The organism is Mesorhizobium sp. M0145, assembly GCF_040322355.1.
Classification (GTDB): Bacteria; Pseudomonadota; Alphaproteobacteria; order Rhizobiales; family Rhizobiaceae; genus Mesorhizobium.
On record NZ_JAMYTK010000020.1, the window covers coordinates 22,227 to 38,720 of the forward strand.

The 16,494-nt window shown below is 63.0% G+C and carries 16 protein-coding genes and 1 pseudogene; 6 read left to right on the top strand and 11 right to left on the bottom strand.

Annotated features, from left to right (window positions below):
* Window positions 1-3: 3 nt before the first annotated feature.
* Together NKJ28_RS24490 and aptA are read right to left on the bottom strand one after the other, a co-directional pair.
* Window positions 4-450: an endonuclease domain-containing protein gene (locus tag NKJ28_RS24490; protein ID WP_352637264.1), complete on the bottom strand. Its 447-nt coding sequence runs from the start codon at window positions 448-450 to the stop codon at window positions 4-6.
* Between the two features lie 109 nt (window positions 451-559).
* Complete coding sequence (gene aptA, locus NKJ28_RS24495; RefSeq protein WP_352637265.1) at window positions 560-1,888, bottom strand: omega-aminotransferase AptA; 1,329 nt, start codon at window positions 1,886-1,888, stop codon at window positions 560-562.
* 243 nt (window positions 1,889-2,131) lie between these two features.
* On the opposite strand from aptA, the gene NKJ28_RS24500 reads away from it, so the two are divergent.
* On the top strand, window positions 2,132-2,773 hold the full coding sequence (locus tag NKJ28_RS24500) for a TetR family transcriptional regulator C-terminal domain-containing protein (RefSeq protein ID WP_254819042.1): 642 nt from the start codon (window positions 2,132-2,134) through the stop codon (window positions 2,771-2,773).
* A 226-nt stretch (window positions 2,774-2,999) separates the two neighbouring features.
* Here the strand turns inward: NKJ28_RS24500 and NKJ28_RS24505 are convergent, their stop codons facing one another.
* A complete protein-coding gene (locus NKJ28_RS24505; RefSeq protein WP_352637266.1) occupies window positions 3,000-3,872 on the bottom strand; it encodes a helix-turn-helix transcriptional regulator in 873 nt (290 codons plus the stop codon).
* A 105-nt stretch (window positions 3,873-3,977) separates the two neighbouring features.
* On the opposite strand from NKJ28_RS24505, the gene NKJ28_RS24510 reads away from it, so the two are divergent.
* Complete coding sequence (locus NKJ28_RS24510; protein WP_352637267.1) at window positions 3,978-4,829, top strand: SDR family NAD(P)-dependent oxidoreductase; 852 nt, start codon at window positions 3,978-3,980, stop codon at window positions 4,827-4,829.
* Window positions 4,826-5,548 (top strand): SDR family oxidoreductase, encoded by a 723-nt coding sequence (locus tag NKJ28_RS24515; RefSeq protein ID WP_352637269.1) that lies wholly within the window; start codon window positions 4,826-4,828, stop codon window positions 5,546-5,548. Before NKJ28_RS24510 ends, NKJ28_RS24515 begins: the two co-directional genes overlap by 4 nt.
* Window positions 5,549-5,578: 30 nt before the next feature.
* Here the strand turns inward: NKJ28_RS24515 and NKJ28_RS24520 are convergent, their stop codons facing one another.
* The 5 genes from NKJ28_RS24520 to NKJ28_RS24540 form a co-directional block, all read right to left on the bottom strand.
* Window positions 5,579-5,956: a DoxX family protein gene (locus NKJ28_RS24520; RefSeq protein ID WP_352571805.1), complete on the bottom strand. Its 378-nt coding sequence runs from the start codon at window positions 5,954-5,956 to the stop codon at window positions 5,579-5,581.
* Window positions 5,957-6,015: 59 nt separating this feature from the next.
* Complete coding sequence (locus NKJ28_RS24525) at window positions 6,016-6,474, bottom strand: carboxymuconolactone decarboxylase family protein (protein WP_352505556.1); 459 nt, start codon at window positions 6,472-6,474, stop codon at window positions 6,016-6,018.
* A 13-nt stretch (window positions 6,475-6,487) separates the two neighbouring features.
* Window positions 6,488-7,006: an RrF2 family transcriptional regulator gene (locus NKJ28_RS24530; protein WP_352453193.1), complete on the bottom strand. Its 519-nt coding sequence runs from the start codon at window positions 7,004-7,006 to the stop codon at window positions 6,488-6,490.
* A gap of 112 nt (window positions 7,007-7,118) precedes the next feature.
* Window positions 7,119-8,432 carry an NAD-dependent dihydropyrimidine dehydrogenase subunit PreA gene (gene preA, locus NKJ28_RS24535; protein ID WP_352578713.1) on the bottom strand — a complete coding sequence of 438 codons (1,314 nt, stop codon included), beginning with the start codon at window positions 8,430-8,432 and terminating at the stop codon, window positions 7,119-7,121.
* 2 nt (window positions 8,433-8,434) lie between these two features.
* The gene (locus tag NKJ28_RS24540) at window positions 8,435-9,799 is read right to left on the bottom strand and encodes an NAD(P)-dependent oxidoreductase (protein ID WP_352621224.1); all 1,365 of its coding nucleotides are present in this window, start codon (window positions 9,797-9,799) and stop codon (window positions 8,435-8,437) included.
* A 220-nt stretch (window positions 9,800-10,019) separates the two neighbouring features.
* Here NKJ28_RS24540 and NKJ28_RS24545 point away from each other — a divergent pair, with 220 nt between their 5' ends.
* Window positions 10,020-10,469, top strand: a complete 450-nt coding sequence (locus NKJ28_RS24545) for a hypothetical protein (protein WP_352637270.1) — start codon at window positions 10,020-10,022, stop codon at window positions 10,467-10,469.
* Between the two features lie 104 nt (window positions 10,470-10,573).
* On the opposite strand, the pseudogene NKJ28_RS24550 reads toward NKJ28_RS24545, so the two are convergent.
* A pseudogene (locus NKJ28_RS24550) lies at window positions 10,574-10,698 on the bottom strand (gamma-glutamylcyclotransferase); the annotation flags it as partial.
* Window positions 10,699-10,903: 205 nt separating this feature from the next.
* Here NKJ28_RS24550 and NKJ28_RS24555 point away from each other — a divergent pair.
* Window positions 10,904-11,680 carry a VOC family protein gene (locus tag NKJ28_RS24555; RefSeq protein WP_352456224.1) on the top strand — a complete coding sequence of 259 codons (777 nt, stop codon included), beginning with the start codon at window positions 10,904-10,906 and terminating at the stop codon, window positions 11,678-11,680.
* 155 nt (window positions 11,681-11,835) lie between these two features.
* Window positions 11,836-12,228, top strand: a complete 393-nt coding sequence (locus NKJ28_RS24560) for a DoxX family protein (protein ID WP_352637271.1) — start codon at window positions 11,836-11,838, stop codon at window positions 12,226-12,228.
* A 4-nt stretch (window positions 12,229-12,232) separates the two neighbouring features.
* Here the strand turns inward: NKJ28_RS24560 and NKJ28_RS24565 are convergent, their stop codons facing one another.
* Together NKJ28_RS24565 and NKJ28_RS24570 are read right to left on the bottom strand one after the other, a co-directional pair.
* Window positions 12,233-14,674 carry a GcvT family protein gene (locus NKJ28_RS24565; protein WP_352637273.1) on the bottom strand — a complete coding sequence of 814 codons (2,442 nt, stop codon included), beginning with the start codon at window positions 14,672-14,674 and terminating at the stop codon, window positions 12,233-12,235.
* Window positions 14,675-14,753: 79 nt separating this feature from the next.
* On the bottom strand, window positions 14,754-16,292 hold the full coding sequence (locus NKJ28_RS24570; protein ID WP_352637274.1) for a trimethylamine methyltransferase family protein: 1,539 nt from the start codon (window positions 16,290-16,292) through the stop codon (window positions 14,754-14,756).
* Window positions 16,293-16,494: the final 202 nt, after the last annotated feature.

The window sequence follows — 16,494 nt, forward strand, 5'->3', positions numbered from 1 at the left end:
ATTCTAAAACCTCATTGGTTGTGGCACGCCAGCGTCCCCCTCCCCCTCGAGGGGAGGGTGGCCGCGAAGCGGTCGGGTGGGGTCGGCTGACATGCGCGCGACCTTCTCCTTGACCACCTGTGCGACATGCCAAGCGCTGTTTATGACATCGGGCTCATCGACGCGAAAGATATCGAACCCGAGCGACCGCAGATAGGCATCACGGACGGCGTCGTGCCGTTTGCCCTTCTCCTGTTCGTGCAGATCACCATCGACTTCAACGACCAGCTTTACCGCAAGGCAGGCAAAGTCGACGATATAAGGCCCGATCGGACACTGGCGCCGGAATTTCATCGCAGCCGATTTCAATTCGCGCAGTTCATACCAAAGCAGCGATTCGCCTTTGGTCGCATGTACTCGAAGCGCGCGCGCCTTTTGGCGCATTTCGAAGCTCACGCGGGTCCGGGGCATCACAGGCACCTATGCGGCCGAAGGTCAGGCTGGCGCACTGCCGCACCGACCCCACCCGGCCGCTTCGCGGCCACCCTCCCCTCGAGGGGGAGGGAAAGCTGCACCTGGTTCAATCCACGGCCCTCAGCACTTCGCGCACATGGTCGATCAATTCGTTGATCTGACCCTTGGTGATGATCAGCGGCGGCGATAGCGCGATGATGTCGCCGGTGGTGCGGATCAATGCACCGCGCTCGAATGCCTTGACGAAAGCCGAGAAGGCCCGCTTCGTCGGCTGGCCGGCGATCGGCGCCAGCTCGATCGCGCCGATCAGGCCGATGTTTCTGATATCGATGACGTTCGGCTCGCCCTTCAGCGAGTGCAGCGCGTCCTCCCAGTACGGCGCCAGTTCCTCGCCGCGCGTCAGCAGCCCCTCTTCCTTGTAGGTGTCGAGCGTGCCCAACGCCGCCGCGCAGGCGATCGGATTGCCCGAATAGGTGTAGCCGTGGAAGAACTCGATCATGTGCTCGGGGCCGGTCATGAAGGCGTCGTGGATTTCCTTCTTCACGAACACCGCGCCCATCGGGATGACGCCGTTGGAGACGCCTTTGGCGGTGGTCATGATATCCGGCGTGATACCGAAATAGTCGGCGGCGAACGGCGTGCCGAGACGGCCGAAACCGGTGATGACTTCGTCGAAGATCAGCAAGATGCCGTGCTTGGTGCAGATCTCGCGCAGCCTCTCGAGATAGCCTTTCGGCGGCAGGATGACGCCGGTGGAACCGGCCACCGGCTCGACGATGACGGCGGCGATGGTCGAGGCGTCGTGCAAGGCGACGATGCGCTCCAGCTCGTTCGCCAGTTCCGCGCCATGCTCCGGCACGCCCTTGGTGAAAGAGTTCTTTTCCGGCAGATGCGTGTGTGGCATGTGATCGACGCCGCCGAGCAGCGTGCCGAACATCTTGCGGTTGGTGACAATGCCGCCGACGGAGATGCCGCCGAAATTGACGCCGTGATAGCCGCGTTCGCGGCCGATCAGGCGGGTACGCGAGCCCTCGCCTTTTACGCGGTGATAGGCGATCGCCATCTTCAGCGCGGTCTCGACCGATTCCGATCCGGAATTCGTGAAGAACACATGGTCCATGCCCTTCGGCGCGATGTCGACCAGCCGGTTCGCCAGCTCGAACACGATCGGATGGCCCATCTGGAACGCGGGAGCGTAGTCGAGCTCGGCCGCCTGGCTCTGGATCGCCTCGGTGATCTTCGGGCGGCAGTGGCCGGCATTGACGCACCACAGGCCGGCGGTGCCGTCGAGCACCTTGCGCCCGTCGCTGGTCGTGTAGTGCATATCCTTGGCCGACACCATCATGCGCGGCGCCTGCTTGAACTGCCGGTTTGCCGTGAACGGCATCCAGAATGCGCTGAGATCGTTCGGCGTGACTTTCAGCCGGTTGGACATGACCAAGACTTCCCCTTGTAACCTGTTTCGGTGCGGCTAACGCTTGGTCTTTCCAACGCTTGGTCTTCGCGACGTTTTCGTGCTACGCAAATTTTTGACCGGTTGGACAAACGTTAGCACCGCCTTATCAGCGGTCAAGGGATTACTAGCGGAAATGCGGCTTTCGAAGTGCGCTCCACAGGGCGAGGAAAAACTGGTCCAGAGAATTGGTCCAGACACTCCTCACGGCGAAGGTTTTGCGGGGTGACGGGGGCGGTCGAAAGCTCCGCTCCTCGCCGCACCCGCATTCAGCTGGAAAAGCGCGAGCTCATCCTGGAGGCGGCGCTAGAAGTCTTCTCCACCAACGGTTTTCGCGGCTCGACCATCGACCAGATCGCCGAAGCCGCCGGCATGTCGAAGCCGAACCTGCTCTATTATTTCCGCCGCAAGGAGGACATCCACGAGACGCTGATGCAGCGGCTTCTCGACACCTGGCTGGCGCCGCTGCGCGAACTCGACGACATCGGCGATCCGCTAACCGAACTGCGCAGCTACATCAGGCGCAAGCTGGAAATGGCGCGCGATTTCCCGCGCGAGAGCCGCCTGTTCGCCAATGAGATCCTGCAGGGCGCGCCGCGCATCATGCCGATGCTGGAAGGGGAGTTGAAGACGCTGGTCGACGAGAAAGCCAACGTCATCAAGGGCTGGATGCGCGCCGGCAAGATCGCCCGCACCGACCCCTGGCACCTGATCTTTTCGATCTGGGCGACAACGCAGCATTACGCCGATTTCGACGTCCAGGTCCGCGCCGTGCTCGGCCCCGACCGCGGCGGCGACGGCCGCTTCGAGGATGCAGCAAGGTTTCTCGAGCAGCTGTTCATCGACGGGCTGAAGCCGAAGGGCTGAGGCAGCTCGGCTGTCGCAAACCTCCCCCATTGCTTCGTCATCCTGGGGCGCAGCAAGGAGCGGAGCGACGCAGCGCAGACCCCAGGATCCATGCCGTGACCTCAGAGCGTTGCTGCAGTGCAGTATTCTGCTCCGCTGCATTCTTCGGCAGATGTCACGGCATGGATCCCAGGGTCTCCGCGACGCCGCTTCGCGGCTGCTACGCCCTGGGATGACGAAGCTGGGTTCACGCGCTGCGCCGCTCGGCCGGAAGCGTCTCCAGCAGCTGTTCGAGCTTGGCGATCGAGTTCTGCTCGGCGAGCGGCGTGTAGACGATCAGCTTCATGTCCGAGCCGTCGTCGATCGACAGGCTCATATGCTCGAACGCCATGGCGCCTGCCGTCGGATGCCTGACATGCTTCACACCCGACAGGTTGCGGGCCACATCGCGCAGCGGCCACCATGCCCGAAACTCCGGGCTTGAACGTGTCATCAGCGCGATCAGCCGCTCGAAATCCGGGTCGCCGACATATCTGGCGCTTTCTGCCCGGAATGACGCCAGCACGGCACGCGCCAGTTCCTCCCAGTCAACGAGCAGGCGCCGATGCTGCGGGCTGGTGAAAACCATATGGACGATGTTGCGGGCATCGCCCTCCAGCAGGCCATAGTCGCCGAATACGGCTGCCGCGGCAGAGTTCCAGGCCAGCACGTCCCAGCGACGCCCAACGACATAGGCCGGCTGCAGGACCAGGCTTTGCAGCATGTGCAGCAAGGGACCGTCGACCCTTTCCGGGGCGTCGACGCGACGCTCCGGCTGCGGACGGCCGGCAAGGATGAACAGATGCCGTTGCTCGGCCGCATCCAGACGCAACGCCTGACTGAGCGCCGTCAGCACCTCCACCGATGGCCTGACGTCGCGCCCCTGCTCCAGCCAGGTGTACCAGGTCGTGCCGACGCCGGCGATCATCGCCACCTCCTCGCGCCGCAGCCCGGGCGTGCGCCGGCGCAAGCCGGTCGAGATGCCGGTGGCCGAAGGCGTCAGCCTTTCGCGCCGCGAGCGCAGAAATGCGCCAAGCTCGCGGCGACGGCTGCCTTCGGCGGAGTGCGTGGTGGAATCCATCGGCGCTATTATAGCAGTACCGATACCAGGATAAAGTTTGAACTGTTTGGCATGCGTCTGGTGCCCCATCTTTCCGCTCAGAGCGATAAGATGGAGGCTCCGAACATGGAACTGAAAGACAAGACAATCCTCATCACAGGGTCTACCGACGGCGTCGGCCGCGTTGTCGCGCAACGGCTCGGCGCCGGCGGCGCCCGCATCCTGGTGCATGGCCGCGACGCGACAAGGGGCAAGGCGATCGTGACCGAGATCGAAGCCGCCGGCGGCAACGCCGAGCTGCTTGTCGCCGATCTCTCCTCCCTGGCCGAGGTCCGCCGCCTCGCCGAAGCCGTCCGCGCTAGGACCAAGCGGCTCGATATCCTCATCAACAATGCCGGCGTCGGCACCGCCGGCCCCAACGCGAAACGGCAGGTCAGCGCCGACGGCTACGAGCTGCGCTTTGCCGTCAACTATCTCGCCGGTTTCCTGCTCACCACGGAGCTGCTGCCACTGCTCAAGTCCAGCGCGCCGGCGCGCATCGTCAACGTCGCCTCGGCCGGGCAACGGGCGATCGACTTCAGTGATGTCATGCTGACCCGCTCCTATGACGGCGTCCGTGCCTACTGCCAGAGCAAGCTGGCGCAGATCATGTTCACCATCGATCTGGCGGAGCAGCTGAAGAGCACCGGCGTCACGGTCAACAGCCTGCATCCGGCAAGCTACATGAACACTACGATGGTGCGGCAGGCGGGCATCACGCCGTGGAGCTCGGTCGAAACCGGCGCCGAGGCCATCACCAATCTCGCCACATCGCCGGCGCTCGAAGGGCGAAGCGGCCTCTATTTCGACGGCCAAAGAGAATCCCGCGCCGATGCGCAAGCCTATGACGCTAAGGCGAGGCAGCAGTTGCGCGAATTGAGCCTCGGCCTTGTCGGGCTCGCACCCGTCTCCGCAACATCGAAGAAAGAAAATTCATGATCGAGAAAACGCAGCACGCCGTGATCGTCGGCGGCTCCTCCGGCATCGGCCTCGCCACCGCGAAAAAGCTGCTCGGCCCGGGGATGAAGGTGACGATCACCGGGCGCAGCAGGGAAAGGCTCGACAATGCATGGCAAAGCCTTGGCGGCGCGGTCGAAAAAGCTGCCTTCGATGCCGCGAAGCCGGACGAGGTTCGCCGGTTCTTCAGCGATCTCGGCCCTTTCGATCACCTGGTGCTGGCCGCCAGCGGCGGCAAGGGGCTCGGCCCGTTCGAAACACTTGACCTGACCGACATCGGCGGTGGCGTCGACGAGAAGGTCCGGCCACCGCTCTCCTGCCTGCAGGCCGCCTTGCCGACGCTGAACAAGAGCGGCTCGGTGACTTTCATCTCGGCGGTGTCGGCGCAATTGTCGGCGCCGGGTGTCGCCGGCATCGCCGCCGTCAACGGCATGCTGCTGACCGTGGTGCCGATCCTGGCGATGGAGCTGAAGCCGTTACGCGTCAATGCCGTGGCGCCGGGCGTCATCGACACGCCGTGGTGGGATTTCCTGCCCGATGAACAGCGCCATGCGGTGTTTGCCGAGTACGCCGGCAAGACGCCGGTCGGCCGTATCGGCCGCGCCGAGGACGTCGCCGAGGCAATTGCGTTCCTGGTTTCGAACAGCTTCGTCACCGGCCAGGCCCTGACCTGTGATGGCGGCTTGCGGTATGCGGCGTGAGCGGCTGCCTCCAAGAGGCATCAGTCGTTGTCAAAGCGACTGCGCGATCAGCGCCAGAAATCCTCCGGCCAGCGCGACGTTGCCGACAAAGCCGTTGATGCGGGACGCGCGCTCCGGGCCCTGATGATCCCAGAAGTTATGGAACATCGGCGTGGCGACGATCAGGAACAGGATCAGGCATGCCGCTGCCGGAGCGGTCCAGATGCCCGCGATCACCAGTGCTCCGGCGATGATCTGCAGGACGATCCCCAGCCACAGCACCAGCCGTGCCTGCGGCATGCCGCGCGTCGTCATCAATTGGCTTACCAACGCCGCGTTCTGAATGTTGCGCAGGCCGGCAAAGACAAAGGCGCCGCCAAGCAGCAGGCGGGCGGCGAATAGGATCTCACTATCAAAGTTTAAAAACATGCTGTCGGGTGTCCTTGGGCAGAAAAGAGGCGCGCGGCGCAAGGCCGCGCACCTGGTCCTCAGGCGGCCAAGACCGCTGGCATCGGATGGATTGCATGGAACGGAACGCAAAGCCGGTTCCAGGTGTTGATCATGCCGAGCGCCACCGAGAGCTTGACCAGCTCCTCTTCCGAGAAATATTCGAGCGTCCTTGCATAGAGTTCGTCCGACACACCGTTGTCGGCAATCCTGGTCAGCGCGTCGGTCCAGGCCAAGGCCGCGCGTTCGCGCTCTGAAAACAGCGGCGATTCCTTCCAGGCGGAGACGAGATAGAGCCGCTGCTCGCTTTCGCCGTCGCGGCGCGCTTCGCGGCTATGCATCTCGACGCAATACGAGCAGCCGTTGATCTGCGACGCCCTGAGCTTGATCAGATGCAACAGGCTTTTTTCGAGCCCGCATTCGTCGACTGCCTTGTTGAGCGCCGACACCGCCTTCATGATCTCCGGCGCCGCGCCGAAAAATTGCAGCCTCTGTTTCATCGTCTGTAGCCTTTCATGCTTGCTTGGTTGAACTTGATTTCTGCGGCCGCCGATGGCGCTCGACGAAGGCGCAGTTCGCGGCGACCGAACGGGGATCGGCATCGGCCGTGTATTCTGCAACGATGTCGGACAGCCGGGCGTCGGCGAGCGCGGCGCGATAGGCACGCTCGGCCTTCAGCATGGCTACGTTGATGCCGCAGGGTTTGACATAGACCGAGGCATCGAGCTTCGCTGGGCCGCGCTGGCGGATTTCGGCGCAGCGGAACGCCGGTTCACGCCCCTCGACGGCCAGCACGATATCGAGCAGCGTTATGCGTTCCGCCGGCCGCGCCAGCCGGTAGCCGCCGGACGGCCCCGGCACTGATTCCAGAATGCCGGACGCAGTCAGCGCGTTGAGATGCTTAAGCAGATAGCTCGGCGACAGCCCGAACGCTTCGGCCATGGCAGCACCTGGCAAGGTCGCGGCGCCGTCAACGCCGGCGAGCATCGCGGCGCAGTGGATGGCCGCTTCGACGCCTTCGCCCAGCTTCATTGTTCTGATCTCCAATTCATGGAGATATACTATCCTGGATAATTTATGTCCGCAATAGCCATTTGAAAAAAGCGGCGCCCGCAGGTGCCGCTTTTCCACAACGGGCTGTGCGCTACTCCGCCGCCACCTTGGCCATCGGATTGTTCGGATGCGTCGTCCAGTTGGCATAGATCGGCGACACCGGCCTGCCGGTGCGCTGGTCCATCACGCCGACCGCCAACGCCTCCATGGTGATGCAGTTCTCGACCGGACAGACATTGACGCAGAGATTGCAGCCGACGCATTCGGCCTCGATCACCTCGAAATGCCTGACGCCGTCGACGATTGCGGTGATCGCCTGGTGCGAAGTGTCCTCGCAGGCGATGTGGCAGCGGCCGCATTTGATGCAGGCATCCTGGTCGATATGCGCCTTGGCGACGTAGTTGAGATTGAGATACTGCCAGTCGGTGACGTTGGGCGTGGCACGGCCGACGATGTCGTCGAGCGTGGCATGGCCCTTCTCGTCCATCCAGTTTTCCAGGCCGGCGATCATCTCCTGCACGATCTTGAAGCCGTAGGTCATCGCCGCCGTGCACACCTGCACATTGCCGGCGCCGAGCGCCATGAATTCGGCGGCGTCGCGCCAGGTGGTGATGCCGCCGATACCGGAGATCGGCAGGCCATGCGTTTCCGGATCGCGCGCGATCTCGGCCACCATGTTCATGGCGATCGGCTTCACCGCCGGACCGCAATAGCCGCCATGCGAACCCTTGCCGTCGATCGTCGGCTCCGGCGCGAAATTGTCGAGGTTGACGCCGGTGATCGAATTGATGGTGTTGATCAGCGACACCGCGTCGGTGCCGCCGGCAAGGGCAGCGCGTGCCGGCTTGCGTATGTCGGTGATGTTGGGCGTCAGCTTGGTGATGACCGGCATGCGCGTATTGGCCTTGCACCAACGCACCACCATTTCGATGTATTCCGGCACCTGGCCGACTGCCGCACCCATGCCGCGTTCCGACATGCCGTGCGGGCAGCCGAAATTGAGCTCGATGCCGTCGGCGCCGGTCTCCTCGACCACCGGCAGGATCGCCTTCCAGGCATGCTCCTCGCAAGGCACCATCAGCGAGACGACGATCGCCCGGTCGGGCCAGTCCATCTTGACCTGCTTGATCTCGCGCAGATTGACCTGCAGGTCGCGGTCGGTGATCAGCTCTATATTGTTCAGGCCAAGCAGGCGACGATCGGCGCCCCAGATGGCGCCGTAGCGCGGCCCGTTGACGTTGACCACCGGCGGCCCTTCTTCGCCGAGCGTCTTCCAGACAACGCCGCCCCAGCCAGCCTTGAAGGCGCGAATGACGTTATAGGCCTTGTCGGTCGGCGGCGCCGAGGCTAGCCAGAACGGGTTCGGCGATTTGATGCCGACGAAATTGTTGCGGATGTCTGCCATGCTCATGCCCTCCCGTTCGAGGTCAGTGCCCGATGAATGCTTTCCGCCGCGTCGCGGCCTTGTGCGACGGCCGAGACTGTCAGGTCGTCGCCGCCAAAGATGCAGTCGCCGCCGGCCCAGACGTTTGGCAGCGAGGTGCGGCCTTCGGCGTCGACCTTGATACGGCCGGCTTCCAGGTCAAGCAAAGCCCCGCTGCCGTTGAGCGCAGCCGGGACAAAACTCTGGCCGATCGCCTTGAACACCTGGTCGGCGGTCAACGTCAGCCGCTCGCCGGTGCCGACGAGCCGGTCGCCGTCCATCGCGGTGTATTCGAGCTCGATCGCCGACACCTTGCCGCCGTCGGCAATGACCCGCTTCGGCTGCAACCAGTGCCGGATGATGACGCCGTTGGCAGCGGCCAGGTCCTGCTCGAATTCGGAGGCGTTCATGTGCTCCGGGCCGCGCCGATAGCAGATCGTCACCTCTTCGGCTCCGAGCAGCTTCGACTGCACCGCCGCATCGATCGCCGTCATGCCGCCGCCGATGACGACGACGCGCCGGCCGACCGGCAGGCTGGCCAGATCGCTGGCTTGGCGAAGCTCGGCAATGAACTCGACGGCATTGGTGACGCCTTGCGCTTCCTCGCCATCCGCTCGCAAGGCATTGACGCCGGCAAGCCCCATGCCGAGGAACACCGCATCGTAATTCCTGGTCAGGTCCGACAGCTGGTAATCACGGCCGAGCGCCTTGCCGTTCTGGATGTCGATGCCGCCGATCGACGTGACATAGTCGACTTCGGCCTGGGCAAAATTGTCGACGCTTTTATAGGCGGCGATACCGTACTCATTGAGGCCGCCGGGCTTCGGGCGGGCTTCCAGGATGGTCACGTCGTGGCCGTAGCGGGCGAGCCGATGCGCGGCGGCAAGCCCGGCCGGTCCGGCGCCGACCACGGCGACCGTCTTGCCGGTCGGTTCGGAGCGCTTGTAGAACTGCTTGTTTTCGGCCATGGCGACATCGGTGGCGTAGCGCTGAAGGCGACCGATCTGCACCGGCTTGCCTTCGGCCACCTCGCGCACGCAGACTTCTTCGCACAGCGTCTCGGTCGGGCAGACGCGGGCGCACATGCCGCCCAAAATGTTCTGGTCAAAAATAGTCCTGGCTGAGCCGATCGGATTGCCCGTCGAAATCTGGCGGATGAACAGCGGGATGTCGATCGAGGTCGGACACGCATTCATGCACGGCGCGTCATAGCAGAAATAGCAGCGGTCGGACTCGACCAGCGCCTCGTGATGATCGAGCGGCGGGTGCAGGTCGGCAAAATTATCGGCATATTGTTCCGGCGAAAGCCGCCCGCCGGCAATGCCTTGCTTGAACTGGCCTTCTGGCATCGTCAGTTCCCCATGTTCTTGTTTTGGGGAAGGCTAGCACGTTTTATTTTTTTATCAATTGGTCAATTTTCGGCGCAAACCGCTGAAACCGCTCGATAAAAACATGATAAACGCACTCATGTTTTTGAGCACTGTCCGTTGCGCCTCAATGGATGCGGCGCCCAGAATTGGCTACCAAGTGGCGACAAGCTGTTCGAAAGCGTTACCAGGCGGTAGGCGCTTGAGCATCGTGCGCGATTTTCAAACATTGGAGAAGGTAATGGACATTGTTCAGGAGGCGGTTCAGCGGTGGGAGCCTGTGGAAGATTTACCGCTGGCTGCCTGTCAGGTGTGGCGTCTGAAATCCGACAACTACTTTGAATTGGCCGTCGAAGGCGACTTCTTCGTCGGGGCATCCGAACGAACCCTCAAGATCAACTTCCACGGAGTGCTAGCACTTTCGGCTCATGACGACATGTTGGGAGTGACCCATGTCAGCGCTAGCAGCTCAATCCCGTTGATTGGCTCTGGCAGGCAAGCCTCCTATAGATGGCCCCTCCTACGAGTCGAGAACTCGCACTGGTTGCGATCAATACCCGGGCCGACAGACGACTGTTCGCATTTCCTATTGCTCAGTCTCGAATGCACGGAAGAGGTGATTGCTCGTGAAGCCATGGCCGCTTGGATCTGATCACTGCGTTGCGCACCACGCCTTCCACAACCATTCCGGGCAGCGGGATAGCCCTTAGACTGGTGATGGTCCGCTCTGGTCAGGGCGCCGTCTGGGAGCCGGCTTCAGGGCTTGCGGCCATGCATCGACCTGATCTCGTCCGCGACGACTTCCTGCAGCCGCCACAGATTGCGGTCGCGAGAATGCCGAACTCTTCCAGATGATGGACGGTGCTGAAGAGATATTCGCGACAAGTTCGGAAGTGAGCGACATCCGGCGCATGGATCAACAACCCCTCGTTGACTGCGAGCAAAGTCGAAAACCGCAGGGCGCGCAACCCGGTAACATTTCCAATTTGCCGTCATCTTTTTTGGTTGGCTGTCGGATTTTCGTCGTGAAGATCGTCCTAGAATGGATCGCGCATGATCGATGTACAAACCGCAAGGAGCACGACAATGCCACAGTCCCCCATGCCCTTCTTCTGGTACGAGCTGATGACCACCGATCTCGACGCCGCCGAGGCGTTTTACACCTCCGTGGTGGGCTGGAGGGGGCAGCCTTTCGAAGGGGCCCAGGGCATGCCGCGCTATATCGTCATGAATGTCGGCGAGCGCGGCGTCGGCGGGTTGATGACGCTGCCCGATGACGCGCGCAAGATGGGCATGCCGCCGGCCTGGGTCGGTTATATCCTCACCAGGGACGTCGATGCCGCAACGGCCTCCCTCAAGAAGGCTGGTGGCGCGGTTCACCGCGAGCCCGACGACATTCCTGGCGTCGGCCGCTTCGCCGTCGTTGCAGACCCGCAAGGCGCGATGTTCAACTTCCTGCAGCCCAGCGGCCCCGACCAGCCGCCGCTACCGTTGGCGACCCCCGGCAACATCGGCTGGCATGAGCTCTACACGTCAGACTGGAAGGCGGCGTTCGATTTCTATTCCAGCCAGTTCGGCTGGGAGAAGGGCGACGCCATGGATATGGGTCCGATGGGCGTCTACCAGCTTTTCGCCTTCGGCGGCGAGCCCGTTGGCGGCATGATGAACAAGCCCGAGCAGATCCCGGCGCCGGTCTGGCAGTTCTATTTCAACGTGCCCGGCATCGACGCGGCAGCCAAGCGCGTCACCGACAATGGCGGCAAGATCCTGATGGGTCCGATGGAGGTCCCCGGCGGCAGCTGGATCGTACAGTGCACAGACCCGCAAGGCGCGCACTTTGCTCTGACAGCGCCCGGGCATTAACGGCCGCGCTGATCGCGGGGCCGCCATCGTGCGACCCCAAGGCTACAGCACGCCTCACGACTCACTCACCGACAGTTGAATGCAGGCCGGACTATGTGAATGGTCCGGCCTTTGGCGATGACCTATGGCCGGGCTAGGTGAAAATGGAGTCGTAGATGAAGCTTTTCGAAGGCCTCGCCGGATATCAACCGTTCGCCCTTGCCGCCTTGCGCATCGTGACGGCGCTGCAGTTCATTGAGCACGGCACCCAGAAACTGTTCAATTTCCCCGTCGGCGACCATGCCGGCACCATGAGCGGGCTATCGCTGACCGCGGCCATCCTGGAATTCGGAGGCGGCATCCTGCTGGTATTGGGGCTTTTCACCAGACCGGTGGCATTCCTTCTCAGCGGCGAGATGGCGATCGCCTATTTCATGGCGCACATGCCGCGCGACTTCTTCCCGGTCAACAACGGCGGCGATGCCGCGATCTCGTTCTGCTTCATCTTCCTCTATCTGGTGTTTGCCGGCGCCGGAGCCCTGGCGCTGGACAACCGCCGCGGTGCCTGAAACGTCACCCACGCATCCGCTCGAAATTCGCGTCGAACAGCGGGATCGGCTGCATGCGCGCAGCGTGGCGTTTGCCCAGAAGCTCAATCTCGAAGCCGTCGGCTTCGTCGGCAATCTCTTTCGGCACATAGCCGATGGCGACGGACTTTTTCGAATGATGCGCGTAGCCGCCCGACGTGACCCAACCGCGCACGGCACCGCCGTACCAGATTGGCTCGTCGCCGATGACGTCGGCATCGGCAGCATCGACGACAAAGGCCCGCAGCCGCAGTCTGCCGCCTTGCTTGCGCTCGGCCAGCGCCATCTGCTTGCCGATGAAATCGGCCTCTTTGCCGTAGGTGACGAAGCGGTCGAGGCCGGCCTCCAGCGGCCCATAGATCGGCCGGTATTCGCGCGCCCATGAGCCGTAATTCTTCTCGAGCCGCAGCGCATTGAGCGCGCGCGAGCCGAACAGGCCGATGCCGAATTCCTCGCCCGCCGCCATCAGCGCCTGACAGGCGGCACGCTGATATTCCGGCGCCACCCAGATCTCGTAGCCGAGGTCGCCGGTGTAGCTGACGCGCCCGACCAGGCACGGCGCCATGCCGATATCCATCCTGCTGATGGCCATGAACGGAAAGGCCGTATTCGACACGTCAGATCGTGTGACCTTTTCAAGAAGGTTCCGCGCGCTCGGCCCGGCGATCGATAAGCCGGTGAGTTTTGCTCCCAGCGCCTCGATGCTAACAGAGTCGTCCTTCGGCAGGTGCGCTTCGAACCAGCGCATGTGGTACTGCTCGGCGACACCGCTGCCGGCCAGGAACCAATCCTTACATGCAGAATTTGGACCGCCGAGATTGGCCAGCGTGAAATCGCCGATTAGCCTGCCGTCTTCCTTCAGCATCGGCGCCAGCGTCATGCGGCCGGGCCTTGGCAGCTTGCAGGCCAGCAAGCGGTCGAGCCAGGTTGCTGCACCCGCGCCGGTCACTCTGTATTTGGCAAATGACGAGATTTCCGACAGACCAACGCGTTGCCGAACCGTCTCCACTTCTTTCGCGACATGCTCGAAGTCGCTCGAGCGGCGCCAGGAGAATTCGTCCTTGACCCCTTCGGGCGCATACCACAGCGGCACTTCCAGCCCATAGGCGACGCCCCATTGCGCGCCCTCGGCCGACAACAGATCATAGACCGGCGTCGTCTTGAGCGGTCGCCCAGCCGGCAGTTCCTCGTTCGGGAAGCGGATCGAAAACCGCCGCGAATAGTTCTCGCGCACCTTGGCGTTGGTATAGGCCATCGTGGCCCAGTCGCCGTAGCGCGAAACGTCCATCGCCCAGATGTCGGCGCCGGGATCGCCCTCGATCATCCAGTTCGACAGCGCCAGGCCGACGCCGCCGCCCTGCGAGAACCCGGCCATGACACCACAGGCCACCCAGAACCCCGGCAGGCCGCGCACGGGCCCGACCAGCGGATTGCCGTCCGGCGCGAAGGTGAAGGGTCCGTTGATGATCTGCTTGATGCCGGTGTTCTGGAACGCCGGGAAATGCCGGAAGCCAACCTCCAGCGACGGTGCGATGCGGTCGATGTCGGGTTCGAGCAGCTCGTGGCCGAAATTCCATGGCGTCTGGAACTCGGACCATGGCTTGTTGGCCTTTTCGTAAGTGCCCATCAGCATGCCGCCGCGTTCCTGGCGCAGATAGAGCTCGCCGTCGAAGTCGACCGCATGGATGATCTCCGTGCCGGTCTTCTGGTTCCAGGCGGCGACCTCCGGCATGTCCTCGGTGATCAGGTACATGTGCTCCATCGCCAGCACCGGCAGCTCCAGCCCGACCATGCGGCCGACCTCACGCGCCCACAGGCCGCCGGCATTGACGACATGTTCGGCCACAACCTCGCCCTTGTTGGTGATGACGCGCCACAGCCCGTCGGCGCGCCGCACGATGTCCTCGACCTTGGTGAAACGCTCGACCTCGGCACCAAGCTTCCTCGCCGCCTTGGCGTAGGCATGAGTAACGCCGGACGGATCGAGATGACCGTCCTCCTTGTTGCGGACGGCACCGACGAACTGCTTGGGATCGAGCAACGGCATCAGCTCGGCCGCCTCGTCAGGCGATATCTCCTCGAGCTCGATGCCGAGATAGCGGCCCTTGGCGACGACGCCGCGCAGCCAGTCGAGCCGCGCCTCCGTCGCTGCCAGCAAGACGCCGCCAGTCAAATGCACGCCGGTCGCCTGGCCGGACAGTTCCTCGATCTCCTTGTAGAGCGAGATTGTGTATTTCTGCAGCTTGGCGACATTGGGATCGCCATTGATGGTGTGCATGCCGCCGGCGGCGTGCCAGGTCGAGCCGGAGGTCAATTCATTGCGCTCCAGGAGCACGATGTCGGTCCAGCCGTGACGGGCCAGATGGAACAGCACGGAGCACCCGACAACGCCACCGCCGATAACCACGACCTTTGCATGCGATTTCATGGGATTCTCTCTGACGTCAACGAGTTGGATGGGAACGATGAATTCGGGGAGGAGCCCCACGAGCGCAAGCCTTCGATCATCACGGCTCGCTTTGCCCGATCGCTTCCTTGCGCTTGGCCACGTACGTCTCAAGCGCCTCGCGCCTGGAGACTTCCATCACCGGCTCGACATAGTCCTCCAGCGCCTTCTTCCAAAGCCTCGTCGCCCGCGCCGTGGCATCGAGCCCGCCAGCCTCCTGCCAGGCCTCGAAATTTTGCCAGTTGGACAGCATCGGCTGGTAGAAGGCTGTGGCGTAGCGCTCCAGAGTGTGCGGCTCGCCGAAGAAATGGCCGCCGGTCGGAACCGCACCCAGAGCCTCGACAGCAAGCTCGGCCTCGTTGACCTCGATCGGGCGCAAAAACTCCATCATGTGCTGGATCATCTCGACGTCGATGATGAACTTTTCGAACGACGCTGTCAGTCCGCCCTCTTGCCAGCCGGCGGCATGGTAGACGAGGTTGCCATGGCCGAGCACCGCGCCCCACAGCGCCATCAGCGTCTCATAGGCGCCTTGCGCGTCGGCGGCATTGGAAGCCGAGCCCGGCGTTGTGCGATAAGGCAGGTTGTAACGCCGCGCCAACTGTCCGGACGCGATATTCGCCTTGGTGTTTTCAGGCGTGCCGAACGCCGGCGCTCCCGATTTCATATCGACATTGGAGGTGAAGGCGCCATACATCACCGGCGCGCCGGGGCGGACGAGTTGCGTCAGCACCACGCCGAACAGCGCCTCGGCATTCTGCTGGGCGAGCGCGCCGGCAAGCGTCACCGGGCTCATCGCCCCCATCAGCGTGAATGGCGTTACCGCCGCCGACTGGCCGAACTCGGCCATCGTCATCAGCCCCTCGGCCATCATCTCGTCGAAGCGGCGCGGCGAATTGACCGAAATGATCGTGGTGACGCCGGGATCGTCGCGCATCTCGTCAAGCGTCAGTCCGCGCGCGATTGCCATCATTTCGATGCCGTCGAGCGCCCTGCCGCGGCCGATGGCCGAGACGTGAAAGCTTTTGTCGGTCAGTGTCAGATTGGCGAAATAGGTGTCGAGATGACGGGAATTCGCCGGCAATTCTACCGGCGCGCAGACCTGGTTGCCTAGCATGTGGATGCAGTTGAAATGCTGCGCCAGCCGGACGAGATCGGAATAATCGCGCAAATTGCCGGCACGGCGGCCGCGCTCCATGTCGTGCACATTCGGCGGCCCGGCGACGAGCGTGAAGTTGATGGTATTGCCGCCGAGGTGGACGGCATGGGCGGGATTGCGCGGCGTCAGCGTATAGCTGGACTGCGTCGTCTTCAGCGCTTCCTCGATCATGCCGCGATCGATGCGGACGTTCATCGTGGCATGATCGACCTTGGCCCCGGCCTTCTCGAACAGCGACAGCGCCCGCGGGCTCATCACCTCGATGCCGAAATTCTCCAAGATATGCATCGACGCCTGGTGGATCGCCTCGATCTGGTCGGCCGAGAGCATCGCCATTGGCGGATAGGGATTGGTGACGCGGCGCAACGGCAGTTGCGGGATGGCGGTCGGTCCCCTGTTGCTGGTTCGCTCGGCGCCGCGCTTGCGTCTTGGTTCGCTCATGCCGCGCATCAAAGCGCCGGCACAAGGATCGAGCTGTCAAGAATCCGCCACCTGCGGGCGTGATTTTAGCCAAGGCGGCATTCCGAGAATATCTGTTTAGACATAGCGACCAAATGAGTCGTATTATAAATACGCCACCTCTCGGGCAAATGTGCCGACGAAGCGTTGACGGACGCAGCTAGATTCCCTTGCGCCCGATACG